The sequence below is a fragment of the Micromonospora sp. LOL_024 genome (assembly GCF_048060415.1).
In the GTDB taxonomy this organism is placed as follows: domain Bacteria; phylum Actinomycetota; class Actinomycetes; order Mycobacteriales; family Micromonosporaceae; genus Micromonospora.
Genome location: NZ_JBHMIS010000017.1, coordinates 58,430 through 83,864 on the forward strand (window position 1 = coordinate 58,430; position 25,435 = coordinate 83,864).

14 protein-coding genes are annotated in these 25,435 nt (G+C 68.8%); 9 read left to right on the plus strand and 5 right to left on the minus strand.

Annotation, left to right across the window (positions count from 1 at the left end; all coding sequences use genetic code 11):
* Positions 1 to 9: 9 nt before the first annotated feature.
* The gene (locus ACFHWY_RS18225; RefSeq protein WP_416581403.1) at positions 10 to 807 is read right to left on the minus strand and encodes an SAM-dependent methyltransferase; all 798 of its coding nucleotides are present in this window, start codon (positions 805 to 807) and stop codon (positions 10 to 12) included.
* Positions 808 to 1,057: 250 nt separating this feature from the next.
* Here ACFHWY_RS18225 and pglW point away from each other — a divergent pair, with 250 nt between their 5' ends.
* Both pglW and ACFHWY_RS18235 read left to right on the plus strand, forming a co-directional pair.
* Positions 1,058 to 5,470, plus strand: a complete 4,413-nt coding sequence (gene pglW, locus ACFHWY_RS18230; protein ID WP_416581404.1) for a BREX system serine/threonine kinase PglW — start codon at positions 1,058 to 1,060, stop codon at positions 5,468 to 5,470.
* Between the two features lie 210 nt (positions 5,471 to 5,680).
* Positions 5,681 to 6,622 (plus strand): DUF559 domain-containing protein, encoded by a 942-nt coding sequence (locus ACFHWY_RS18235; protein ID WP_416581405.1) that lies wholly within the window; start codon positions 5,681 to 5,683, stop codon positions 6,620 to 6,622.
* A gap of 469 nt (positions 6,623 to 7,091) precedes the next feature.
* Here ACFHWY_RS18235 and ACFHWY_RS18240 read toward each other — a convergent pair whose 3' ends face one another.
* Both ACFHWY_RS18240 and ACFHWY_RS18245 read right to left on the minus strand, forming a co-directional pair.
* The gene (locus tag ACFHWY_RS18240; protein WP_416581406.1) at positions 7,092 to 7,412 is read right to left on the minus strand and encodes a hypothetical protein; all 321 of its coding nucleotides are present in this window, start codon (positions 7,410 to 7,412) and stop codon (positions 7,092 to 7,094) included.
* On the minus strand, positions 7,409 to 7,687 hold the full coding sequence (locus ACFHWY_RS18245; protein ID WP_416581407.1) for a DivIVA domain-containing protein: 279 nt from the start codon (positions 7,685 to 7,687) through the stop codon (positions 7,409 to 7,411). Before ACFHWY_RS18245 ends, ACFHWY_RS18240 begins: the two co-directional genes overlap by 4 nt.
* A gap of 314 nt (positions 7,688 to 8,001) precedes the next feature.
* Here ACFHWY_RS18245 and ACFHWY_RS18250 point away from each other — a divergent pair, with 314 nt between their 5' ends.
* The 3 genes from ACFHWY_RS18250 (at position 8,002) to ACFHWY_RS18260 (ending at position 12,075) form a co-directional block, all read left to right on the plus strand.
* Positions 8,002 to 8,241 carry a winged helix-turn-helix domain-containing protein gene (locus ACFHWY_RS18250; protein WP_387263273.1) on the plus strand — a complete coding sequence of 80 codons (240 nt, stop codon included), beginning with the start codon at positions 8,002 to 8,004 and terminating at the stop codon, positions 8,239 to 8,241.
* Between the two features lie 71 nt (positions 8,242 to 8,312).
* Entirely contained in the window at positions 8,313 to 11,897 is a 3,585-nt protein-coding gene (pglX, locus tag ACFHWY_RS18255; RefSeq protein WP_416581408.1) for a BREX-2 system adenine-specific DNA-methyltransferase PglX, read from the plus strand.
* A gap of 43 nt (positions 11,898 to 11,940) precedes the next feature.
* On the plus strand, positions 11,941 to 12,075 hold the full coding sequence (locus tag ACFHWY_RS18260; protein WP_416581409.1) for a hypothetical protein: 135 nt from the start codon (positions 11,941 to 11,943) through the stop codon (positions 12,073 to 12,075).
* A 97-nt stretch (positions 12,076 to 12,172) separates the two neighbouring features.
* Here ACFHWY_RS18260 and ACFHWY_RS18265 read toward each other — a convergent pair whose 3' ends face one another.
* Positions 12,173 to 13,201 (minus strand): hypothetical protein, encoded by a 1,029-nt coding sequence (locus tag ACFHWY_RS18265; RefSeq protein ID WP_416581410.1) that lies wholly within the window; start codon positions 13,199 to 13,201, stop codon positions 12,173 to 12,175.
* Between the two features lie 43 nt (positions 13,202 to 13,244).
* Positions 13,245 to 15,209: a GmrSD restriction endonuclease domain-containing protein gene (locus ACFHWY_RS18270; RefSeq protein ID WP_416581411.1), complete on the minus strand. Its 1,965-nt coding sequence runs from the start codon at positions 15,207 to 15,209 to the stop codon at positions 13,245 to 13,247.
* Positions 15,210 to 15,504: 295 nt separating this feature from the next.
* Here ACFHWY_RS18270 and pglY point away from each other — a divergent pair, with 295 nt between their 5' ends.
* The 4 genes from pglY to ACFHWY_RS18290 are packed head-to-tail and all read left to right on the plus strand — an operon-like array spanning position 15,505 to position 25,405.
* Positions 15,505 to 19,254: a BREX-2 system ATPase PglY gene (pglY, locus tag ACFHWY_RS18275; RefSeq protein ID WP_416581412.1), complete on the plus strand. Its 3,750-nt coding sequence runs from the start codon at positions 15,505 to 15,507 to the stop codon at positions 19,252 to 19,254.
* Positions 19,251 to 21,983: a BREX-2 system phosphatase PglZ gene (gene pglZ, locus ACFHWY_RS18280; protein ID WP_416581413.1), complete on the plus strand. Its 2,733-nt coding sequence runs from the start codon at positions 19,251 to 19,253 to the stop codon at positions 21,981 to 21,983. Before pglY ends, pglZ begins: the two co-directional genes overlap by 4 nt.
* Positions 21,980 to 23,293, plus strand: a complete 1,314-nt coding sequence (brxD, locus tag ACFHWY_RS18285) for a BREX system ATP-binding protein BrxD (RefSeq protein ID WP_416581414.1) — start codon at positions 21,980 to 21,982, stop codon at positions 23,291 to 23,293. The genes pglZ and brxD overlap by 4 nt, the downstream gene beginning before the upstream one ends.
* Positions 23,294 to 25,405, plus strand: coding sequence for a DEAD/DEAH box helicase (locus ACFHWY_RS18290; protein ID WP_416581415.1), 2,112 nt, complete (start codon positions 23,294 to 23,296; stop codon positions 25,403 to 25,405). It begins immediately after the preceding gene.
* The last annotated feature ends 30 nt before the right edge of the window (positions 25,406 to 25,435 follow it).

Sequence of the window (25,435 nt, forward strand, 5' to 3'; positions counted from 1 at the left end):
GTCGGCGGCTCAGGGCTTGCGGGCGACCGCGCCGTACGCGTCGATCGCCACAGCGTCGGGATCCGCCGGACGCCACAGCGGGATCGGCACCAGGCCGGGCTCCACCGGAGTCAGCCCGTCGAAGCAGCCGGCGAGCTGCTCCGGGCTGCGGAGGATGTACGGGACGCCGCCGCTCTCGGCCAGCCGGTTGGCGCCGGCCACCACCTCCGGGCTGGTGTCGGTGCCGTCCCAGAGCACCAGGTGGCTGCCGGACGCCGTCGCGTCCATGACCGTGGTCACGATGGAGCGCACCACGTCCAGATCGGGCTCGTAGCCCATCACGCCCATGAACATAACGGCGATCGGCTGGTCGAAGTCCAGCGTCTGCGCCGCCTCGGCCAGGATCTTCTCCGGGTCGTGGTAGTCGGCGGGCACGTAGGTGGTGACCCCCTCGGAGGTCGTACTGGACAGCAGGGCTCGGGCGTGCACCAGCACCATCGGGTCGTTGTCCACGTAGACGATCCGCGCGTCGGGGTTGATTCCCTGGGCGACCTCGTGGGTGTTCTGCATGGTGGGTAGGCCGGTGCCGATGTCCAGGAACTGCCGGATGCCCGCCTCGGCGGCCAGGTGACGCACGGCCTGGATGAGGAACTTGCGGGACTCCCGGGCCATCACCACGATCTCGGGATAGACCTCGGCCACGGCGTCACCGGCCGCCCGGTCGGACTGGAAGTTGTCCTTGCCGCCCATCCAGTAGTTCCAGATCCGCGCGGCGTGCGGCACCTCGGGCTCAAGCTTCGCGGTGAGTTCCGCATCCGGGCCGGCCATGCCTGGCTCCTATCAGATGAGTGTCGCTCGGGTTGGGAGCGCTACGACGTGATCGACACATCGTACTCAAAGCACCTCCACTGTCGACGCACGAGGCCGGCGAGGTGGCCTGTCGAACTGAAAGGTTGTCGCTGTGCAGTCGCCACCGCTACTCGCGGTGCATCTCGTTGATCGCGTGCGGAGCACTGTCACGTGCCGAGTCCCAGGCGAGCCGTTCTTGCGGTCCGGTCGCCGTGCATAGGATCTGCGTATGCAAGAGGGCAGGTGGACGACGATCACTCCGTCGCAGTTCGCGCACGAGCGGGAGGCGCTGGCCTACGTCCAGGCGTTGCTGCCCGACACCGAGCCGTACCGCGCCTGGTCGAATTTCACCTTCACCGCCCAGACGGGGCACCCGTACGAAGTCGACCTGCTGGTTGCCGCACCAGGCGGCCTCTACCTTGTCGAGATCAAGAGCTGGTCCGGGCGGCTGACCTCCAGCGGCTCGAACTGGCTCCTGCACGGATCGAGCGGCACCCGCACCTTCGACAACCCGCTGCACCTGGCGGACGCGAAGGCCAAGAAGCTCAAGTCCCTGCTGCAGGTCGCCGCGAGTCGCCGCCGGGGCCAGTCGGTGCGGATCCCGTTCGTCCAGGCGGCGGTGTTCCTGTCCAAGCCGGGGCTGACGATCGAGCTGTCAGAGCACCACCGGCACGGCGTCCACGGTCCCGTGCCGGTCGACGGACGCCAGGGCGAACTCGATCCGATCACGTCGTTGCTGCTGCGTCAGCCGGACGACGAGCGGCGGCGGGTCACCCGGGAGGTGTCGGTCGCCCTACCCGACCTGCTGGCCGACGTCGGAATCGCCCGTAGCCGGCGGCACTACCAGGTCGGCGCGTGGGAATTGGAGACTCGGCCGTACGACGTCGGGCCGACCTGGCAGGATCACCGCGCCCGGCACCGGGACCTGGAGCGTGAACATCGCCGGGTGCGGATCTATCTGGTGGAGCGCAATGCGGCGCAGGCCGAGCGCGCCAGCATCGAACGGGCCGCCCGGCGCGAGGTGGAGGTGCTGCATGGCATCAACCATCCCGGCATCGTCCAGGCGGACTCGATGGAGCAGCACGAGGCCGGCCCTGCCCTGATCTTCCGGCACGATCCGCGGACGATCCGCCTCGATCACTACATGGCCCAGTACGGCGAGCGTCTCGACGCGCTGACCCGGCTGGCCATGATCCGTCAACTGGCCGAGACGGTGGCGTACGCCCACCGCCGCAAGCTGCATCACCGCGCGCTCTCCGCCCGCAGCGTGCTGATCGCCCCCGGGCCGCGCCGGCGCGGTGGTAGCGAGGACGAGGCGTGGTTGACCCCCCGACTGCAGGTCAGCGACTGGCAGGCGGCCACTCGCGGCACCGACACCGGCGGCAGCGGCGATCCGATCACGCCCTCCTCGCACGCCCCGGACCACATCGAGCGTTCGGCCGAGGCGTACCTCGCGCCGGAGTTGACCGCGCCGAAGCCCGATGCGGTCGCGATGGACGTATTCGGTCTCGGTGCGTTGGCCTACCTGATGCTGACCGGTCAGCCCCCGGCGGCGAAGCGCCCCGAACTACTCACCCGGCTCGCTCGGGACAACGGGCTGCGCGCATCGGCGATCGCCGACGCGATCAGTACCTTCGCCGACGAGATGATCCAGGCAGCGACCGCGCCGGTGCCCACCCAGCGACTCACCACCGTCGCCGAGTTCGTCGAGATGCTCCAGGTGGTGGAGGACGAGCTGACCACGCCGGCGCCCGCCTCGACGCACCTGGCGGAAGAGGAAACGGAGCAGGTCGACCCGCTGGAGGCGCGCGGCGGCGACCGGGTGGGCGAGTGGAAGATGGTCCGTAGCCTCGGCACCGGCTCGACCTGCCGGGCATTCCTTGCCTTCAACGAACGCACCCGCCGCAACGAGGTGCTCAAGGTGGCCCTCTCCGACGAGAAGGCGGCCCGGCTGACCCATGAGGCCCGGGTGCTCGGCCCGCTCACCGACTCCCGGGTGATCCGGCTGGCCCGGCCGGAGCCGCTGCAGCTCGGCAGCCGTACCGTCGTGGTGCTGGAGCACGCCGGCGACCGCACCCTGGCCCGCAAGCTGCGCGACGACGGCCGGCTGACCGTCGACGAGCTGGAGACCTACAGCGACTACCTGTTCGGCGCCTTGGACTACCTGGAGGGCGAGGGCGTCTACCACCGCGACATCAAGCCGGACAACATCGCCATCCGGATCCGCCCGAACCGCACCCGCCAACTGGTGCTCTTCGACTTCTCGCTGGCTGGCGTGTCGGTCAAGGAACTCGCCGCCGGCACCCCGCGTTACCTCGATCCGTTCCTGGGCGTCGCCGCCCGGCAGGTCTACGACAAGCACGCCGAGTGGTACGCCCTGGGCGTCACCCTGCACGAGATGGCCTCCGGTGAGCTGCCACTGTGGGGTGACGGCGGCACCGAGCCGCAGCTCACCGAGGGGCCGCCGGTGCTGGCCGCGGAGGCGTTCGACTCGGCTGTCCGCGACGGCCTGGTGGAGTTCTTCCAGCGGGCGCTGCACCGCGACCACCGGGAGCGGTTCGCCTCGTTGAAGGACATGCGTGACGCCTGGCAGCAGGTGTTCCGGCGCTCCGACGCGAGCACCCCGGTCGGCACCGACCATCCGGAGACCGACGCCGACGACCTCGACGTCGAGGTTGCCGAGGCGGCCCGGGAGGAGGCTGCCGGCCGGGCCACCCGGGCGACCACCCTGGAAGCCGCCGGCCTGACCCCGAGGGCGGTCTCCGCCGCGCACCGGCTGGACGTCACCACCGTCGGTGAGCTGCTTCTTGTCGCCAACAGGCTCGCTCACCTGCCGGGGCTCGGTGCCAAGACCCGGCAGGAGTTGCAGCGCCGGGTCAAGGAGTGGCGCAGCCGCCTCGGTGAGCGGGAGATCCTGCCCACCTCGGTGGCCGCCCGTAGGGCTGCCACCGCCGAGGTCGCCACCGAGAGCACCGCCGAGGCCGGCGAGACCGATCTGGTACGAGTCGGCCTCGACGCGATCGCCACGCTGCTCGTTCCGTCGACCCGTAGCCCGAACGACGCCGAGGCGACCCGCCTGCTGCTGCACCTACCCGACGAGTCGGGTGCGCTGCCCGACCTGCCACTCTGGCCACAGCATCCGCTGGTCGCCAGCAGCCTCGGTGTCACCCCGGCCCGGATCGCGCAGATCCTGGGCAAGCAGCGCAAGCGCTGGCACGGGCTGCCGGTGGTGAGCAGTCTGCGTACCCAGATCATCGAGCTGCTGCGCGACGGCGGCCGGGTGATGGGGGTGGCTGAGCTGGCAGCGGCGCTGTTGATCAGCCGGGGCTCGGTGCGCACCGGCGACGATCTGCGGCTGGCCGTGGCGGTTGCCGCCGTGCGGGCCGCCGTCGAGATCGACGCCCTCGCCGACGAGCCCCGCCTGCTGCTGCGCCGGCACAGTCGCGGGGACATCGACGGTCGACCCAACCCGCGCGGCGACCGTTTGCTGGTGGCCCTGGAGGCGGGGGAGGACGACGCGCCGGACACGCCGGCAGCGCCGGCGCTGCTCGACTACGCGGAGGCGCTCGGCAAGGCCGCCGACAAGCTCGCCGCCAGTGAGGTGCTGCCCAGCGCAGCGACGGTGCTGCGTACCCTCGCGGCGGTGAGCGCGCCCGGCGGCGCGGCCGACGCGATCGACGACCGACGGCGGGTGCCGCTCGCCGCGGTTGCCTCGGATCGGGCTGCCGCGACCGCCCGGCTGGAACTCTACCCACGTGACCTCGATCCGGTACGCGCGCTGCGGCTCGCGCAGGCCGGCGTGGTGCCGCCGGCGACCACCCCCGAGGGCCAGCGGGGCCTGACTCCGGAGCACGTCATCGCGCGGGTGGCGGCACGCTTCCCGGAGCTGGCGCCGCTGCCGACCGATCGGCGGCTGGATCGGCTGCTCGCCGAGGCCGGCTTCGAACTGCGCTGGAGCCGCGACCGGTATGTCCCGCCACCGCCTCGGGCCGGCTCGTCGTCGGCGTCGATCCTGCAACGTCGCCCGTCCGGGAGTGTCGCCCCGAACCGGTGGACCGCCGATTCTCCGGAGCTGGCGGCGGCGATGCGCGCCGAGGAACGGCTGACCGGCGCGCGGTCCGCAGGTGGCTTCCGGGCGCTGACGGTACGCCTGAACCGTTACGGCATGGCCCGCGAGGAACTGGCCCGGCGTTTCGACGCCCGCCCGGTGAACGTGGCGGCGGTGTTCCTAAGCGAGCTGCGTGGCCTGGTGGACGCCCGCCCGAAGCCCACCTGGGAGACGGTGCTCGGTGCGGACGTCGCCGAGCCCGGCTCCCGGGGCGCGATCAAATTCGGTGAGTACGTCGAGCAGGCGTGGCAGCAGGCGATGCCCTCGTTGCGCGCGCAGTTGCGCGTCGACGCCGGGCCGGTGCTGCTGCACGACACGGCGGTGCTGGCCCGCTACCGGGCGATGGAGCGGCTGCACGAGCTGGCCGAGGCCGCACGTGGCGGTGAGGGCGACGTCTGGTTGCTCTGCCCGATGGACGACCCGGGGGTGCTGCCCAAACTTGACGGTGCGGTGGTGCGGGTGGGTGACAACGAGTGGATCGCCCTCCCGGACGCCTGGGCCGTCAACGCCCACCGCAGCGCAGCCCTCACCTGACCCCGCCCCGACAATTCCCCCTGATCGTGGCAGTGCAACTGCTCCACACGCCGATGCGTAAACAGCCAGACTGCCACGACCAGGGGTACGGCGAGCTCGTCGTAGCAGTAAGTTGACGGATTGTGGGGGTTGTCCACAGCCGGGTCGCTGTCCACAGGGGTGCGATCTGTGGGCTGCGGGTCGTTGGTGCAGGGTGGCACGGTCAGCGGCGTGGATGCGGTGTTGGCGGAACTGGTGGAGCGCGGGCACGGGCTGGTGACCCGGACCATCGTCGAGCAGGTCGTGCCGGAGTGGACCCTGCAGCGCGCGTGCACCAGTGGCGAACTCGTGAGGATCCTGCCCGAGGTGTTCGCGGCAGCCCACCTGTTGAACGACCAGAGCGCTCCGCCGCTCAGCCGGATCGGCCCGGCCCTCGGCCGTCGTGCGGTCGCGGCCTGGGTACGCGGGCGCGGCGTGTTCAGCCATCTCAGCGCCCTTGGTGTGTGGGGGCTACGCCAACAACTGCCCGGGGACCTGCTGCACGTGAGTGCACCGGCTGGCAGCGGCCTGCGTAGCTGGCCCGGAGTGCGGATCCACCGGCGCCGGCATTTCGTTCTCGCCCCACCATCGGCGTTGGTACGACAAGGGCTGCCGGTGACCACCATCGAGCGAGCCCTCGTCGACTCCTGGCCGATGCTTCCGCCGGGCGAGCAACGGGCGCCAATGATCAGGGCGGTCAACAACCGGATGACCACGCCCGGGCGTCTGCGAGCTGCGCTCGACGACACGGCAAGGGTGGCTGGTCGGGTGGCGCTGCGCTCCTTGCTGACCCGGCTCGCGGAGGGCTGCCGTAGTCCGCTGGAGATCTGGGGACACGAGCGCGTCTTCACCGGCCCGGGAATGCCGACGTTCCAGCGGCAGGTGCAGGTCCGGCTCGGCCTGCGCAACGTCTACCTGGACCTGTACGCCGAGCCGGAACGCGTCAACATCGAACTCGACGGGGCTGCCAGCCACGGCGACCGCCGGCAGCGCGAGATCGACCTGCGTCGCGATGCGCAACTGGCCGCCCTCGGCATCCTGGTCGTCCGCTTCGCCCATCGTCGGCTCGTGCGCGAGCCGGAGGCGGTACGCCGGGAAACCCTTGCCATTCTGGCCAGCCGTCGACCCACATGATCGCCAGGACGATCCAGGCGTGAGCGACGCAGCCATATCAGTTCGGTTGGAGGTACGGCAGGACGCGGCCGAACACTTGGCCCTACTCTGCTGAGTCCGATGTTCGCGGAGAAGGCGTCCCGCCTCGCCAGTGACCCGGCTGCGACCACTCGCCGGATCGAAGGGCTCCGCCGCTACCTGACGGCGAACGTGAGGGGCGTCGCCAGTGCGCTGCGGCTCGCGGTGGGTCGAGATCCGGGTCCGGACCGAAGCGGGGAACTGCTTCACCTTCCCGGCCGGCTCCGGTCCGTGCATCTGGTCGACGCCTACGCCATGGCGAACCTGCGCCTCTGCTCGGCCACAATGGCAGGCAGCGCGAATTCGCTGGGCAACCCGACCATGAGCCGCAACTGTCTGCCGCACCTGTCAGCGACCGTTCGGATTCTCGAACACCCGTCGGCGATGCGCCTCACAGACCACTGGGGGCGACTCACCTCCGCGCCGTACCTGCACGGGACGGTTGTGCCGACCCTCCGCGCGGCCCACCAGCTTCACCGCGTCGGCTGACCTGGCGAGTGGGAGCGGGGTCCGAGGCGGGACGGAGGCCGGCGAGTTGGACGTAGATCTCGCGTTTGGTGGTGGCGTCGCCGCGCCGGTCGATGACGTACCCGGTCAGCCAGATCCAGCCGTCGTATGCGTGCCGGTCGCTGACCGAGACGACCCGCAGGGTCAGCGCCCGACCTCCGGCGAACTGCACCGAGGCGCGACCGTCGATCCGGAGCAGGTCGCCGGGGGCCGGGCGGGCGGTCACCAGTGGCCCTGGTTCGGTGGTCGGCAGTGCCGGGCGTGCATCGACTGCCAGTCGCGCAGTGTCCGCTTGAGCCGGTCGTTCTCCTGGGCGAGCGTACGGAACTGCCGGTGCAGGTCGGCCAGCTCGTCGGCGACCGTGGCCTGGAACTCGCGTACCTGATCGGGGTCGACCCCACGGCGACGCGGGTCGAACGTGCGGGTGCGTACCTCGTGCGGGGTCAACCGGGCCGGGTTACCGGTCCCGTAGGGCTGGCCACTTCGATACACCTGGGCCACGACGGTCCTTTCGGGAGCAGCCGGGAGCGCGGAGGGTCGGTGCGGTGGTGCGTGGAACGGCGGGCCGTGCGTGGCCGGCGTCCGCACGGCCCGCCCGCTCGGTCGCCGCAGCCACATTCGGCGGTACGACGACAGAGCAGCTTTGTGGGCCGGGACGGGCACGCGCACCCGCCCCGACCAGGGGGATGAGCCGAACTCGTTGCCACGCGAGGACCGGCTCGGCACCAACATAACCAGGGAACATAGGGAAGTCAAAGGACATTGTGTAGGTGTTTGAGTTGTGATCGAATTCGGGTTGCCACGCGAGGAGTGCCATGCCCGAATCAGCCGAGTACCTCCGCATTGCCGCAGATGTGATCGCCGACGTCAGGTCCGGCAAGCTCAAACCGGGCGACCGGCTGCCGTCGCTCGCGCAGACCCGTGCCGACTATGGCGTCAGCTACGGCACCGTGCAGTTGGCCTACGTCCGACTCGAAGCCCTGCGGGTAATCCGGCGACACCAGGGCAAGGGCGTCTTCGTGACCGATCCGAAGACCTGGATGCGGGAGCCGTAGGTAGCGGCTCGACGACGGAAACGGGCCTTACGGATACCCCGTCCCGTGAGCGGGACGACTAGAGTCGTCGCGTGGTCGACCGGAAGCTGCTCTTGTCGGACCTGCAGAAGCAGGTCAAGAACCTGGAGAAGGACCTGCGGGAGCAGGCCGAGACGGTCGGGGAGGTGCGCTCCCGGCTGCGTGGCGAATACGACCACGCCTTCAAGGTCGGGCGTACCGCCGCCACCTGGACAGCCTGGCGCGACGAGCGGGTGACCCAGGTCGCGGTCGCCTGGGTGCTCGGCACCGTCTTCGTCCGCTTCTGCGAGGACAACGACCTGCTGCCCGACCCCTACCTGGCCGGGCCGGGGGACAGGCTGGTGCTGGCCGAGGAAGCCGAGGCGCAGTTCTTCCGCGACCGGCCGGAAGAGACCCTGCGCGGCTGGATGGAGCAGGGCTTCGACGCCATCGCCAGCACCCAGGCCGGCAAGTCACTCTTCGACAAGCGGCACAACCCGCTCTACCAGATCCCGCTCTCCCACGACGAGGCGAAGAACCTGATCGCCTTCTGGCGTCGACGCGGCGAAGCTGGCGGCCTGGTGCACGACTTCACCGACCCCGAGTGGGACACCCGCTTCCTCGGCGACCTCTACCAGGATCTCTCCGAAGCGGCCCGCAAGACCTACGCGTTGCTCCAGACCCCCGAGTTCGTCGAAGAGTTCATCCTCGACCTGACGCTGACCCCGGCGATCGAGGAGTTCGGCCACGACGTGGTCAGGATGATCGACCCCACCTGCGGCTCCGGCCACTTCGTCCTCGGTGCCTTCGACCGACTGCTGAAGGAGTGGGAGCGCCACGCCCCCAACCGCGACCCCCACGAGCGGGTACGTCTCGCCCTCGACGCCGTCCACGGCGTCGACATCAACCCCTTCGCGGTAGCCATCGCCCGCTTCCGCCTCCTGGTAGCCGCCCTCCGCGCCAGCGAAGTGAAAACCCTCGCCGACTCGGCCGGCTACACCTTCCCCATGCACCTAGCGGTGGGCGACTCGCTCATCAAGCACCGGGCCGGCACCCTATTCGGCGACGACCCGATGACCGAGTTCGCATACGCTGCGGAGGACGTGCAGGAACATCCCGGCATCCTTAGCGCCGGCATTTATCACGTCGTCGTCGGTAACCCGCCCTACATCACGGTCAAGGACAAGGGCCTCAACGACGCCTACCGCGAGATGTACGACGCCTGCTCCGGCAAGTACGCCCTGTCGGTGCCGTTCGCGCAGCGCTTCTTCCAACTCGCCAAGCCCGGCGACGGGGAGGGTAAGGGCGCTGGACAGGTCGGTCAGATCACCGCCAACTCGTTCATGAAGCGCGAGTTTGGCAAGAAGATGATCGAGAAGCTGTTTGCCGTCGAGGTCAACCTGACCCACGTCATCGACACCTCCGGTGCCTACATCCCCGGCCACGGCACCCCGACCGTCATCCTGGTGGGCCGCAACACCAACCGAGGCCGAGCCGGCACCATCCGCACCGTCATGGGCATCCGAGGCGAGCCCATCGCACCCGCTGACCCGAGCAGTGGTCTTGTCTGGCAGGCCATCATTCGTCAGATCAACCACCCCGGGACTGAAAGTGAATGGGTGAGCGTCGACGACATTGCGCGAACGGGTCTAACCAACTTTCCCTGGAGTCTGAGTGGAGGCGGAGCATCCGGGCTCATGGAACTCCTGGAAGCGGACGATCGGACGCTACTTCAGCGAAAGATCAGCGGCGCTATCGGGTTCGCGAGCTTCCCTGGCCAGGATGAGGCGTTCTTTGCGCCCCCGGCCTGGTTCCGCCGCGCCGGTATCGACTCGTTACGGCGTCCGCTTGTCGTCGGTGAAGTTGTTCGGGATTGGGACAACCCGCCCGAAGATCACGCACTTGTCCCCTATAGGGCCGATCTCAGACCGGTGCTGTTTGATATTGGGGCAGTGTGGGGGAGGCATCTGTGGTCACTGCGTCGCGTCCTCAGGGCGACTATTGGGTTCGTAGGTCAGACGCGCGCCGCATCGGATGAGCCGTGGTGGACATGGTACCGCTGGGTCACCGACCGGTACCGCTCGCCGTTGTCGATCGCGTTCGCTGAGGTCGCAACTCACAACCATTTCGTGCTGGATCGTGGCGGAAAGGTATTCGGGCGCACGGCCCCAGTTATCAAGTTGCAGGAGGGTGCGTCGGAGGATGAATATCACAGCTTTCTAGGGGTCTTGAACAGCTCGACCGGATGCTTCTGGCTTAAGCAGATGTGCTTTGACAAGGGGAATGGGGGAATCGGAGGCGGGATATCCGACGAGTTTTGGGAGCACCGATTTGCCTTCAATGGCTCTAAAGTAGAAAATCTTCCGCTGCCTTCGGCGTACCCGTTGGAAGTTGCTCGGGAGATTGATGGGCTGGCGCAGCGGCTCGCGACGGTGAGTCCGGCGGCGGTGGCGGGGTCTTTGGTGCCGACGCGGGAGCGGCTGGATGCCGCCGCCTACGACTGGCATGCCACCCGAGGGCAGATGATCTGCTTGCAGGAGGAGTTGGACTGGCAGGTCTACTCGCTCTACGGGCTGCTGGACGAGGATCTGACCGCGCCGGAGAGCGTCCGGCCGCCGATGCTGTCGCTGGGGCAGCGGGCGTTCGAGATCGTCCTGGCTCGGAAGATGCGCGACGAGGGGCTGGAAACGCAGTGGTTTGAGCGGCACCGTTCGACGCCGTTCACGGAGCTGCCAGCGGGCTGGTCGGACGAGTACAAGGCGATCGTGCGGCGGCGGATCGAGCTGATCGAGGGTAACCGCAACATCGGGCTGATCGAGCGGCCGGAGTGCAAGCGGCGGTGGGCCACCGACGGCTGGGACAAGATGCAGGCCAGGGCGCTGCGGGACTGGCTGCTGGACCGGTGCGAGGCGCGGGAGCTGTGGTACCACCACGTCGACGGGCTGGAGCAGCCGCGCCCGCTGACCACCGCCCAGCTCGCCGACGAACTGCGCCGCGACGCCGACGTGCTCACCGTCGCCGAGCGGTACACGCCCGGTCAGGATCTCGGCACGGTGATCGCCGGCCTGGTCGCCGACGAGCACGTGCCGCACCTGGCGGCGCTGCGGTACAAGGACTCCGGCCTGAGCAAGCGCGCCGACTGGGAGCAGGTGTGGGACCTGCAACGGGCCGAGGACGCGCTGCCCGACGAGGCGGCGAAGCGGGAGTTCCGCAAGCAGATCCCGGTGCCACCGAAGTACACCTCGGCGGACTTCGCCAAGGCCAGCTACTGGAAGCACCGGGGCAAGCTCGACGTACCCAAGGAACGCTTCGTGTCGTACCCGGGTGCCGGCCGCGACGGTGACCCGTCGCTGCTGGTCGGCTGGGCCGGCTGGGACCACCGCGAGCAGGCCCAGGCCCTCGCCACCCTGATCGTCGCCCGCGAGCAGGAGGACGGCTGGGCCACCGACCGGCTGCTGCCGCTGGTCGCGGGGCTGCGCGAGATCCTCCCCTGGGTACGCCAGTGGCACGGCGAGTTCGACGCGGAGTGGGGTGCGTCGCCGGCCGACATCTACGCGGGCTTCCTCGCCGAGACCACCAACCGCCTCCACCTCACCGACGAGGCGCTGACGTCGTGGCGTCCGCCCAAGGCCACCCGGGGCCGCAAGGCGAAGGTATGAGTACGTCCTCGATGGCCGCTGCCCGCACCATCAGGAGATGACGATGGACCACGACATTCAGCTCATCAGTGACGGCGACGGGTTGGCGGTCATCGGCGATCCGATGGCTGTCGAACGCTTCCTGGTCTCCGAGGGGCTGCCGTCGAAGGATCTCGGGCTGCGTCGGCTCCGTGCTTGAGGACGCGCGTCCTCGCCTCTGACCGCGTGGCCCACATCGGCAGCGTGGAAAATTCGGGTGCGTGCTCGCCTTGGACGTCGAGCCGTTGCGGGGAGCTCTACAGCGGCGTGCCGATACGGGCAGCGAAGCCCTGCAGCTCGGGCAGCGCTCGCCGGCGGTCGGCGTTGAGCAGAGCGACGGTGAGGTGCTGCGCCCATGGGCGGTAGCGAACCTCCTGCGGCGCGATCCGCTCGGCGGCCAGTAGCGCTCGGAACGACTCCGCGTACGCCCCGCGCCCATGCAACGCGAGCGCATAGTCCTCCCAGTAGCGGGCGCGTCGCTCGACGGTGCCCAGCTGAACGGGCCGCAGTTCGCGGGCGTACTGCACTGCTGATCCGAAGTCATTGAGCGCCCGGGCGACACCGATCCGGTAGAGCATCACGTCGACATCGGCGAACCCGTTGCGGGTGCCACTGCGACGCCCTGCCTCGTCGGCCTCGTGCAGCAACTCCCTTGCGGTGTCTCGGCGATCCGCGAGCGCGGCCGTGTACGCGGCCGTCGCCAACAGCCGTCCATAGGCGGCAGCCTGTTGAGCTGATCTGAGCCGGGTCGATTCGTCGAGGACCTGTGCCGCGCCGATCAGGGCCTGCTGGGCGCGTTGCCCGTGACGGGTGCGCCGTAGCACGATCGCGGTCATGCGCGCCGTCTCGGCGTACAGCAGCGGATCGTCCGCCTCCCGGGTCGCATGTCTGGCGCGGTCCATCGTCGACCAGGCCATTCCGTCCTCGTGCAGCTTGACCAGTACCTGAGTGGTCAGGTGATACGTCCGGGCAAGTGTGGCGGCGGCACTCGGACGCTGTCCAGCGGTCGCCATCGAATGGCTGGCGGTTGCTGCCGAAACCAATTGCGGCAGCCGGGCTGACAGCCTGGCGTAGCGGCACGCACGAAAGTCGGACCAGGCGTGGGCGAGCATGGTCCGCAGCCAGTCAGAGTCGATCAGGCTGGTCGGTGGCGTGCAGTGACCGAGGAGGACGTCCTCGAGGCTGGTTACTACCCGGTCGGGTGGCGGGGCCGATGCCGGCGTGCCCACGGTGAGCGTAGAGCCGACCAGGCCGGCCAGTCCGCCGAGCACCTCACGCCGTCGCACCGAATCCTCTCCCACCTCGCGCCGCGCTGTTATACCGCGCACCCTATCGATCGTCGCAGCGGATTGGTGGGTTGCGGGGCCGTTCATGTCCGCGAGGCCGAAGAGTTCGGGCGGGATGTCGAAGAGCGCTGCCAGCCGCCGCAGCACTGTGACGTCGGTGAGTCGCTGCCGGCCCCGTGACCTGCAGGGAGTCTTCGATCATCTCGACTGGGACGGACTCGCCAGCGATCGTGACGTCGCTGTCGATGCCAGCGATCCGGGCGGACTCGATCGAACTGTCCAACTCGGCCATGCCGGCCCAGCCCACCCAGGAGATGCCGTCGCCGGACGCGGTGAACACGATCCGGCCGCCATCGCGGAGGCTGCCGTACAGCGCGAGATCCAGCGAGAGCCCAGCACTTGGATCGGCGTTCTCGACCGGCACCTCGTTCAAGTAGGCGGGGCGGAATCGGTCCAGCAGAGCGTTCATCGCCTCGGCGAGGAGATGACGTCGAGCATCCAGGAAGCGGGGGTACCCGTCCGGGCTGCGCAGCGCCTCGCCCAGTGGCACGAGGTGTTCCGTCAGCTCGTCTTCCCGCAGAGCGGGGAAGTACTCGATCGGACTTCGGCCGTTGATCCTCTTGCTGGCTTGTGCGGAGATAAAGACCAGGTTGGCCAAGTCGTTGACCATGGCCTTGTCAAAGCGGAGGCCGTCGAGCGTCGATGGCGGGTGGACGTGGTGGTGTTCCAGCTTCGGAGCGTCCTCCGTGTCCGGAAGGATGTCGGTGCCGTACCACCAGTCGCGGGCGCCGCGTGCTCTGGCCACGAGCAGGCTGAGGAAGAAGTAGGGACTTTCCTTCGTCCGCCCTCGAAGTGCTCGTTCGGTAACCTCGGCACGGGAGTTTTCTACGCTGAGACCCTCGAGAAGCGCCCGGACCGGGTCGGGCTGACGGGCTGATCGAATGTCCTGGCTCAGCCTGGTGTCGGTGGAGCCGCTGTAGCGGGTCCGGATGGTGGCGAGCAGGAGCCAGTAGATAATGCCGTTCGAGGTCTTCTGGTCGACCCTGTCCTCGGTGCGCTCACCGAGGAGCACGACCAGCGGGATCAGCACGATCATCGAGGGCAACGGATCCGACCGGGTCAGCTTCAGCTCGTGCTCCAACAGCGGGATCAGACGTCGCAGGCCGCGCTTGACTACCTCCCAGCCGCGTTCGAGTTCGGCGTCTCCGGTCTGCCGCAGCTTGCTGTGGGACCACACCGAAAGACCACGACCGAGCACTACACCCGCTAGGGCTCGCGACAGGAAGTTGACGTCGATGTGCCCGTAGCCATGGCCCAGCCAATGTTGCGATTCATCCTGGAGCTTGGTCAGCACACCCTTCCAGCGGGTTGACAAGGTCGCCATTGCCAGGTCGAGGGTGCCGAGTCGGCGGCCACCGCTGTTGACCCGGACGAAGATCTCTGCAACCTCCTCGTACGGGGAGCCCTTGAGGACCTCCATGACGAAGTGCCGGTTGCGCAACTGCTTGATTCGGCCGAGCCGATCCTCGATTTCATGATCTTCGAGAATGGAGCCCGCGTCGAGCAGCCGTTGCGTCAGGCGCAACATGCTGGCCTTTGGATCGAGCACGTCCGCCACCTTGACCCACTTCGGGTCGCGTCGGGTCGCTGCACTCTGGTTCTGGAACTTCTGGTTCTCCACGTGGAAGACGACCTGCGCGTCGGGGTGGTCGGTGAACACCCGGTGTAGGGACGTCAGCCGCTGTTGGCCGTCGAGGAGGAACAGAGGAGGCTTGGACGGTACCGGTTCGGGCCCGCTCACGGACATGTCCCGGGTCTCGGGCGCATCGTCGGTCTCCCAGAACAGCAGCGAGCCGAACGGGTAGCCCCGATAGATGGAGTCCATCAGCTTGGCGACTTGTGTCGGCTTCCAGACATACTCCCGCTGGATCTCAGGAAGCAGGATTTCGGCGTTCGAGATCTCGTCGATCAGTTTTCCGATGGATCGTTCGATCCTGTCGACGTGCATCAGCCAACCTCTTCGTTGCCACTGGTACTGGGTGAATGCGAAGCCCGGCTCAGGTGGTTCACGGACACGCTGTCCGGCCGCAGGGCAAAGCGGCAGGCGTCCCAAAGGCAAGCCCGACTGATGTCCTACCGTGCCGTGTATCAGCCTGTCCACCCCATGATCGGGCGTTCTGTGACTGCCGAATACCGTCTCAGCGCCATGTCTAGTCGTGTCGCATCGGCCGAGAAGTTCGATCTGCGGTCCGGCTTTCGCGCCTACCCGGACCCGCCTGGCACTGGTCGGTACGGTGTTCGGCATGTCTTCGCCCAGCCCCGCGCCGCTGCTCCGGGAGTTCATCGACATTCCGGAGCGGACGAGCACCAGCGACTTCGTGCTCAAGCTCGCAGACGGCGTAGCCGACGCCGGTGCGACCTTGCGTGACTATGTCATTACTGATCGGCTGCTGGGTAACTTCGACGAGGCGCTCGGGCTGATCCGCTCCGCGGTCGAGGGTCAGGCGTCCAAGGCCGCCTACCTGCACGGCTCCTTCGGCTCCGGCAAGTCGCACTTCATGGCGGTGCTGCATGCGCTGCTACGCGGCGAGTCGGCGGCCCGCGGCAGGGACGAGCTGGCCCCGCTGGTCGCGAAGCACAGCGTCTGGCTGGATGGCCGGAAGTTCCTGCTCATCCCGTACCACCTGCTCGACGCCCGCTCGCTGGAGCAGCGGGTGCTCGGCGGCTACGTCGACCGGGTTCGGCTGCTGCACCCGGAAGCGTCCATCCCGGCGGTGCACCGCACCGACGCGCTGCTGGAGCAGGCCGCGTCGCTGCGGGAGAAGATCGGCGATGTGCAGTTCCTCGCCGGGCTGCCCGGCGGCGATGTCGAGGACGAGTGGGGCGACAGCGACACCTTCTGGACGTCCGAGCGGCTGGATTCGGCTTTCGCCGGGTCGTACTCTGACGAGCTGCGCCGCAAGCTGGTCAACGACCTGCTGACCAGTTGGAACAAGGGCTTCTTCAGCAACGCCCGGGAGGACGCCGAGGCGTTTGTCTCGCTCGACCGGGGCTTGACCGAGATCAGCCGGCACGCCAAGGAACTCGGCTACCACGGGCTGATCCTCTTCCTCGACGAGCTGATCCTCTGGCTGGCCAACTCCATCGGCGACCAGCAGTTCGTGTCCCGGGAAATTCAGAAGATCACCAATTTCGTCGAGGGCGGCGACACCCGCCGGGCCATCCCGGTGGTCAGCTTCATCGCCCGCCAGCGGGACCTGCGCGAACTTGTCGGCGAGGAGGTAGTCGGCGCGAACGAGCTGGGCTACCAGGACACCCTCAACCTGGCCAGTGGCCGATTCGACGTGATCAATCTGGAGGACCGCAACCTCCCCGAGATCGCCCGCCGTCGGCTGCTCAAACCCCTCACCACCGAGGCCGGCGAGGCGATCTCACGCGCCTTCGAGAGCACCACCAAGGTACGCCGGGAGGTCTTCGACACGCTACTCGGCACCGACACCGGCAGTGGTGCCGACATCGATGCATTCCGATCGACCTATCCGTTCAGCCCGGCCTTCATCTCGACCCTGGTGCACGTCTCCAGCGCGCTGCAACGCTCCCGTACCGCGCTGAAGCTGATGCGTCAGCTCATGGTCGACCGGCGTGACTCGCTACGCCTGGGTCAGCTCGTCCCGCTCGGTGATCTCTACGACGTGATCAGCGGCGGCGGCGACCAGCCCTTCACCGAGAAGCTCAAGGTCGAATTCGAGATGGCCCAGAAGCTGTACGGCGTGAAGCTGAGGCCGCATCTGCTCGGCCAGTACGCCCTCACCGAGGACGACCTGGACGCGGCCCGGCGGGGCCTGCCGGTGGCTGCGGAGTCGGCCGGGCGGCTTCGTGCCTTCACCGGCGACGACCGGCTGATGAAGACACTGCTGCTCGCCGCCCTGGCCCCCAGCGTGCCGGCGTTGCGCAACCTCACCGCACGCCGGCTGTCCGCGCTCAACCATGGCAGCATCACCAGCCCGATCCCCGGCGGTGAGGTGGCACAGGTGGCGCGCAAGCTCGCCGACTGGGCCGGCCAGTTCGCCGAAATCCGCATCGGGGAGGGCGACGACCCGGTGGTGTCGTTGGAACTGGTCGGCGTGGACGTCGACAGTGTGCTGGCCACCGCCAAGCACTACGACAACGAGGGTGCCCGCAAGCACATCGTCCATCGGTTGTTGTGGCAGCAGCTCGGTGTGCCGTGGAGCGACTCGTTCTTCGCCGAGGCCGGACTGACCTGGCGAGGCAGCCGGCGGGTCGTCGAGCTGGTCTACGGCAATGTCCGCGACTCCAACGACATCCGCGACGAGGCGTTCCATCCGAGCGATCCGGCCGGCTGGCGCATGATCGTCGACTACCCGTTCGACGACGGTAGCCACGGGCCGGCCGACGACCGGCAGAGGGTGCAGGAGCTGACCGGCCGGATGCATGCGCGCACCGTCTGCTGGATTCCGGCCGCGCTGACTGTGGAGCGCCGCAACGAGCTGGGCAAGCTCGTGATCATCGACAAGCTACTCGAGGGGCAGCGGTTCGACAGCCACGCCGAGCATCTCAACCCTGACGACCGGCGGCGGGCCCACGCTGCGCTCACCAACCAGCGCAGCGCGCTGCTGGCCAAGATGCAGGGGGTGCTGCGTCAGGCGTACGGGCTGGCCGCGAAGCAGCCGATCGACGTGCAGCTCGGCTTCGACGACCACCTGCATTCACTGACCCGGGCGCTGGAGCCGAAGTTGCCGATGGGCGCCACCTTCAACGACGCGCTGCGCGGCCTCGGCGACCAGATGCTCACCCAGCATTACCCCGCCCACCCAGACTTCGATCCGGACCGCAAGGGCGACCCGGTCCGGTTGTCGGACGTCAGAACGGTGTTCGGATACGTCCAACGGGCGGTAGAGGCGCCCGAAGGGCGGGTCGAGGTGGATCGTGTTCACCGGCAGACCATGCGGCGGATCGCCAACCCACTGCGGCTCGGCACGATGCACGAGGCGGCGTTCGTCATCGAGGGGGAGTGGGTTCAGCACTTCCAGCAGCAGGCGGCGAGCGAGGGCATCACCGGTGAGCTGCGGGTCGCCGACCTGCTGCGCTGGATCGACGTGCCGAAGCCCCGCGGCCTGGAGGAGATCGTCGCCCAACTGGTCGTGGCAACCTTCGCCGAGCAGACCGACCGGGCCTTCCACCTGCATGGCAGCGCTCTGACGCCGGCACCGGAGCCGGGCCGGATCACCGCCGGGCACACCCTGCGCGAGGATAGTCTGCCCGGAGCAAACGACTGGGAGCTGGCCCGGACACGCGCCGTCGCGATCTTCGGATTTCAGCCGCTGGCCCTGCGCCGTGGCCGGTTGGTCGCGCTCTTCGCCCGGGACCTCGCCACTGCGGCGTCCCGGCATCGCGATGCCGCGCACCAGCTTGTCCGCCAGCTCGACGAGCACGCCGACTGGCTACGGTTCGACCGCGAGACGGGCCGCCTCGCTACGGCTCGTGCGGCAGCCGACCTGCTCGAGGCGCTGGCGACCGGGGGGTCGCCGATGGAGACGATTGAGCGGCTGGCGCGGGCCGAGCTGGCGGGACCGGCCGACCGGACCGGCAGGAGTATCAGCAGCGCTGCGCAGGTGACCTCGGCGCTGGCCGCCGCGCCGTGGGACACCTTCGAGATCGTCGCCGGCCTTGCCGAGCCTCACCTGGCCCGGGGCACCGCGATCGTGGCCGAACTCCGGCGGGTCGCGCAGGCAGACGAGCTGACGGTTCCGCTGGCTCCGGCTATCAAGCGGGCGCAGACCGACGCGACGGACCTGATCCGCGCGGTCACAGGTGGCGGTTCGGGAGGCGAGTCGGGCAAGGGCGGTGGTGCTGGCGGTCAGGGGACAAGCAGCGGAGGTGGTTCCGGTGCCGGCGCTGCTGGCGGCGCGGCACCCGGAGGTACCCGTCAGGTGCGGCTGAGCGGTCTGGACGAGGTGGTAGCCGACCTACGCAAGTTCGCGGAAGCACACGGTGACGCCACCGTAGAGGTGAGCTGGAGAATCGTGTCGTGACTCAGGCGCCCGCTCCCACCCAGGTGTTGCGAATCAATCCGGTGGCGCTCACCCAGAAGGTGACCCAGCAGCTCGAACGGCACCGCAACGGCGATGCATACCCGGTCATGGTTGTCGCCGCGGAGCCGGTCTGGTCGCACGACCCGGTGCTGGTGTTGCCCGGCGGGCGGCAGGCCCGCGTCGTGCCGTGCGTCTCGCCGCTTGCCATCTGGGAGCTCCTCGTCGCCGACCGCGACGAGGAGGTGCTGGTGCTACTCGCCGACATCCCCGAAACGAGCCTCGGACACGGGATACGTAGCCGGATCTTCCGGCAAGGGGTGATCACCGTCGAGCCCTGGGATCTGGTCGTCGACGCGTTCGGCGCGCAGGTGCCCGACGTCGCACTGGAGCGCGACCGTTGGGCCGGCCCGGCGCTCCTGGACGCGATGCCCCCGGCCGGCTGGCCGCGTCTGGCCACCATGGTGCTCACCCGGGACGTCGCCCTGCGCCACCTCTCCGCCGTGCGACTCGGCCTGGACCGGCGGGGCGACGGACCCGACGACCTCGACGTGACGACCCTGCTGCGGTGGAGCGTCGAGCCCGGAGCGGTCGAGGCGTTCGGTCTGCTCCGGACGGAGGAGCGCGACGGACTGGCCCGTTGGTTGGTCGAACGGTTCGGCCGGCCAGCCCGTGCGATCTTCGCACTCGTCGATGTGGGTCGTGGTGCCGACGCGCTGCCGCTCGGCTTGGTCTGCGACGCGCTCTGGAGCACCGACAGCCCCGAGGCGGTACGCGGGCAGGGGCGTATCGACCAGTACTTCGGCGGTCTCGACGACGACACCGTCGTACGCGGGCTCGCCGACGCGGCGGTGCAGTTGGTCGGCGTGATGTTGGCCGACCGGGACAAGCAGATCCGCCGGCAAGGGCATGCGCTGCTGGACCGGGCCGAGCAACTGGTCACCCAGTTCAGTGCGGCCGGCAGCGTGGGTCACAGCCAGATCCTCCGGACCGGTCTCACCCGGCGACTGGGCGCGGCGGCGCAAGCGCTGATGGACGGCCTCGCAAGTCCCGGCCTGGACGCGGTGGTCGACGACCTTGCCGCACACCGGTTGGCCGAGGTGGAGTCGGAGCGGGTACTGCGGGTACGGATGGCGCAGCGGCTCGTGCGGTGGCTCAGCACCGAGGTTGAGGCCCCCGCCAGCGTCGCCGAGGGAATGCGGTGGCAGATCGCCGATTGGGGCTGGGTCGACCGTGCGTTGAACCATGTCTGGGCGGGCGACGACGCCCACCCGGAGTTGCAGCGTGCATTTCGTGCGGTCTTCGTGCGGGCGCAGCAGCGGCGTCGAGAACTCGACGGCGCCTTCGCCAACCGGCTCGCCGCCTGGGCGCCCGCCGGGCCGGGCAACGACGGCGAGCTGCTGACGGTTGAGAACCTGCTGCCGCGCGTCATCGACCCGCTGGTCCGTGCTGAGCGGCCGGTCCTGGTCGTCGTCCTCGACGGAATGAGCGCGGCGGTCGCCGTCGAGTTGGCTGAGGAGCTGTCACAGCACTGGGTCGAGTACGACCCGCTAGCCGGTGCGGGTGTCGGCCGACGCCGTGCCATGGTGGCGGCGCTGCCCACCCTGACCGCCGTCTCCCGGACCTCTCTCTTTGCCGGAGCCCTGCGCGTCGGCACACAGAGAACCGAGAAGCAGATGTTCGACCAGGGTCGTTGGGGTGCCGGGGCCCGAATCTTCCACAAGGGGCCGGCCCGAGGCGGGGCAGGTGAGGTCCTGGCCGGCGAACTCGCCGAGACGATGGCCGACCCGGGTCGCCTGGTTGCCGTGGTCATCAACACGGTGGACGAGTCGCTGGCCCATGGCCGTGAGGGCGACGAGGCCGGCTGGCAGCTCAGCGACCTCGGCTTTCTGCGCAGCCTGCTCGACCTCGCCCGGGCATCCGGCCGGGCGGTCATCATCACCAGCGATCACGGGCACGTGCTCGATCGTGGCGGCGAACTCGTCAAGGCCGCCGATGCCGCGTCGGCGCGCCACCGGACCGGAGCGGGCCCGGTAGGGCCCGGTGAGGTGGAACTGGCCGGTGCGCGGGTAGTCGCCGAAAACCAGCGGATCATCGCGCTCTGGGATCCGTTGCGGCGCTACCGACCCAGCAGGGCGGGGTATCACGGCGGCGCGGCCCTGGCGGAGGTCACCATTCCGCTACTGGCGTACCTCGTACCCAATGTCACCGACGTCCCGAAAGGGTGGGCGCCGGTGCAGGACCGGCGGCCCGAGTGGTGGGAACCGGCGTCACCGGCATTGCCCGTCGTCGCCCCGGCCGCCCCGGTGCCTGCGCCAAAGCCGCGTCGGAAGGCACCGCCCGTCGTCGGGGAGGCGCTCTTCGACGTACCGGAGTCGATGCCGGCTTCCCCCGTGGCGCCAGCGGCCGGTGGCAGCGATCTGGTGACGGCATTGCTCGCCACCGAGCTTTTCCAGGCGCAGCACGCACTGACTCCACGCAGAGTCGACATCGGCAAGATCGAGGCGGCCACCCGGGCGTTGGTCGACGCGAAGGGCGTGCTGTCGACCGTGGTGCTGGCACAGCGAGCCGGCGAGCTGCCGGCACGAGCAGGCGGCTTCGTGAACACCCTGCAGCGGATCTTCAATGTGGACAACTATCAGGTCCTGTCGCAGATCGACGACGGGCGCACCGTGCGACTGGACATCGCACTGCTACGTACCCAGTTCGGGCTGCCGGCAGGTGCCCCGTGAGCGGCGTCAGTCCGGCACGGCGACGGGAGGTAATCGACGCACTACGTCGGGGTGTCGTCCCCGCGGCCGGCCTGGATCTCTTCGCCGTCGGGCTGGACCGGTTCGTGACCGCAGTGGGAGAGGACCTGGTCACTGTCGCCGCGAGCGGCTCGGTGTTTAAGGCCGTTCGGGGCGAATACGGCTCGGGAAAGACCTTCTTCACCCGGTGGATCGCGGAGCAGGCGAAGCGAGCCAACTTCGCCACCGCCGAGGTGCAGATCTCGGAGAACGAGACGCCGCTGCACAAGCTGGAGACGGTCTACCGGCGGCTGACCGAGAGGCTGACCACCGCGACGTTTCCGCCGAGCGCGCTGCGGCCGGTCGTCGACGGCTGGTTCTACGCCCTGGAAGAAGACGTCCTCGCGGCCGGGGAGCTGGCGGCGGACGATGCCGAGGCCCTCGACAAGGCGGTCGGCATGCTGCTAAACCAGCGGCTGGCGGGGGTCAGCCGCAGCGCACCGGCGTTCGCCGCCGCGCTGCGTGGCTATCGGGCCGCCGCGCTCGGCGGTGATCCGGCCACCGCTGACGCCGTGCTCGCCTGGTTGGGCGGTCAGCCCCACGTCGCCGCCTCCGCCCGGCGGGTCGCTGGCGTGCGCGGTGATCTTGACCACTTCGCGGCGCTCAGCTTCCTGCAGGGTCTGCTGGCGGTGCTGCGCGACAGTGGTCACCCGGGTCTGTTGCTGGTCCTCGACGAGGTGGAGACACTGCAGCGGGTCCGCTCCGACGCTCGGGACAAGGCACTCAACGCGCTTCGCCAACTGCTCGACGAGGTGCATTCCGGTCGGTTCCCCGGGCTGTACCTGGTCGTCACCGGTACGCCGGCCTTCTACGACGGGCCGCAAGGGGTGCAGCGGCTCGCCCCGCTGGCCCAGCGACTCGCGGTCGACTTCACGACCGACGCGCGGTTCGACAACCCGCGCGCCGTGCAGATTCGCCTGCCCGGGTTCACCGTCGACTCCCTCGTCGAACTGGGCGGGCGGGTGCGGGACCTGTACGCCGACGGATCCGCAGAGCAGGCTCGGGTGCAGGCCCTGGTTGACGACGGCTACCTTCGTGACCTGGCGCAAGCCGTCGCGGGCGGGTTGGGTGGCAAGGTGGGCATCGCACCGCGTCTATTCCTCAAGAAGCTCGTGGGGGAGGTGCTCGACCGGGTCGACCAGTTCGTCGACTTCGACCCGCGACAGCACTATGCGCTCACCCTCACCGCCACCGAGATGACAGACGTCGAGCGCAATGCCACCAGCGCCAGCGACCTTATCCTGGACGTCTAGATGTCCTCCGAACAGTTGCATCCGGTCGTGCTGCACCATGTGGTGAACTCGTTGCAGTGGTCGGCGCTGCGGCCGCTGCAGGAGGCGGCCGTGCAGCCGCTGCTCGACGGTTACGACGCGCTGCTGCTCGCGCCGACAGCCGGCGGCAAGACCGAGGCCGCGATGTTTCCGGTGCTGTCCCGCATGGCGAAAGAGAACTGGTCGGGGACCAGTGTGTTGTACGTCTGCCCGCTGAAGGCGCTGCTCAACAATCTGCTGCCACGAGTCGAGCACTACACCGGTTGGTTGGGGCGGCGGGCAGCGCTGTGGCATGGCGATGTGACCATGGGACAGCGACGCAAGATCCTCCGCGATCGACCAGACGTGCTCCTGACCACCCCGGAGTCGCTTGAGTCGATGCTGGTCAGCATGGCCGTCGACCATGAGGAGTTCTTTCGGCACCTGCGTGCGGTCGTGGTCGACGAGGTGCATGCCTTCGCAGGTGACGACCGCGGTTGGCACCTGCTGGCCGTGCTCGAACGCCTGAGTCGAGTGGCCGGGCGGCCGGTTCAGCGGATCGGGCTGTCCGCGACTGTCGGTAACCCCGATGACCTGTTGTCCTGGCTGCAGGGGTCGGGCCGCGACCACCGACACGCGCGGGTCGTCGCCCCAGGCGTGGTGGGCGGCGTGGCTGCACCTTCCGGTCCATCCAGCGACATCGAGCTGGACTATGTGGGTTCCGTTCACAATGCAGCCCGGGTGATCGCTGCCCTGCATCGTGGGGAAAAGCGGCTGGTGTTCTGTGACTCGCGGGCGCTCGTCGAGGATCTCGGTCAGCGCCTGCGCGAACTCGGTGTGAGGACCTTCCTGTCCCACGCGTCGCTCGCCGCCGACGAGCGCCGACGAGCGGAGGAGGCGTTCGCGCAGGAGCGGGACTGCGTCATCGTCGCGACCAGCACCCTCGAACTGGGCATTGATGTCGGCGACCTGGACCGGGTCATTCAGATCGACGCACCCCGTAGCGTCGCCGCCTTTCTACAGCGGATCGGTCGGACCGGCCGGCGGAGCGGCAGCACCCGAAACTGTCTCTTCCTCGCTCTGGACGGTGGGGGTCTGCTGCACGCCAGCGGGCTGTTGCGGCTATGGCAGCGAGGCTGGGTGGAGGCCGTCGTACCGCCAGTGGAACCACGACACATCGTGGCCCAACAGATCCTCGCGCTGGTGTTGCAACGACACCGACTGGGCGACCAGCTCTGGCCGGAGGAATGGAACGGACTTGCGCCGTTCAACAAGAGTGCCGACGTCATCATGCGGCACCTCCTCGAGCACGGGTATCTCGACGCCGATTCGGGGATGCTCTTCATCGGACCGGAGGCCGAACTCAGGTTCGGTCATCGGCATTTCATGGACATGCTCGCTGTCTTCACGGCACCACCGCAGTTCACCGTGCTCTCCGGTCGTACCGAAATCGGTCGGACCGATCCGGCTCTGTTGACGGCCCGGGTCGATGGTCCTCGGCTGTTGCTGCTCGGCGGACGCAGTTGGCGGGTCACCTACGTCGACTGGAAGCGACGCCGCTGTTTCGTCGAACCGGCCGACGGCGGCGGGAAGGCGCTCTGGATGACCGGTAACCCGCCGCAGGGATTGTCCTACGCGCTGGTTCGATCCATGCGGGACGTGCTACTGGGTGCCGATCCACCGGTCAGGCTTACCCAACGGGCCCTCGATCGGTTGGGCAAGCTACGTGCGGAAGCTAGTTTTCGCGTGCATCCGGCGGGCACGGTAGTTGCCCGTGACGGCGAGGGCGAAGTGCGCTGGTGGACCTGGGCCGGGTTCCGCGCCAACGCCACCCTGGTCGCCACCCTTGGTGAGCTGGCCAATCCGACCCAGCGTTTCGACGACTCGGCCATCCGGCTGCGTCCCGACCTGGATCGGGGCATGTGGCGGACGGTCACGGCGGACGCCGTGGAACGAATTTGTCTGCCGGACGTCAGCGTCAAGGCCATCGCCGGACTCAAGTTCAGCGCCGCCCTTCCCGCCCGGTTGGCGACCGCGACGCTCGCGGCAAGGCTGGCGGACACCGACTCCGCTGCGGCCGTGCTCGGGGAGCCGGTCAGGTTCACCTACCTGTGAGTCCGACTCTGCGCCTGTTGCCGGTGGCTA

Excerpts from the sequence above, each read along its gene's own strand:
- ACFHWY_RS18225 (WP_416581403.1), bottom strand. The coding sequence starts at position 807 with ATGGCCGGCCCGGATGCGGAACTCACCGCGAAGCTTGAGCCCGAGGTG.
- pglW (WP_416581404.1), top strand. The coding sequence starts at position 1,058 with ATGCAAGAGGGCAGGTGGACGACGATCACTCCGTCGCAGTTCGCGCAC.
- ACFHWY_RS18250 (WP_387263273.1), top strand. The coding sequence starts at position 8,002 with ATGCCCGAATCAGCCGAGTACCTCCGCATTGCCGCAGATGTGATCGCC.
- ACFHWY_RS18260 (WP_416581409.1), top strand. The coding sequence starts at position 11,941 with ATGGACCACGACATTCAGCTCATCAGTGACGGCGACGGGTTGGCGGTC.
- ACFHWY_RS18270 (WP_416581411.1), bottom strand. The coding sequence starts at position 15,209 with ATGCACGTCGACAGGATCGAACGATCCATCGGAAAACTGATCGACGAG.
- pglY (WP_416581412.1), top strand. The coding sequence starts at position 15,505 with ATGTCTTCGCCCAGCCCCGCGCCGCTGCTCCGGGAGTTCATCGACATT.
- ACFHWY_RS18290 (WP_416581415.1), top strand. The coding sequence starts at position 23,294 with ATGTCCTCCGAACAGTTGCATCCGGTCGTGCTGCACCATGTGGTGAAC.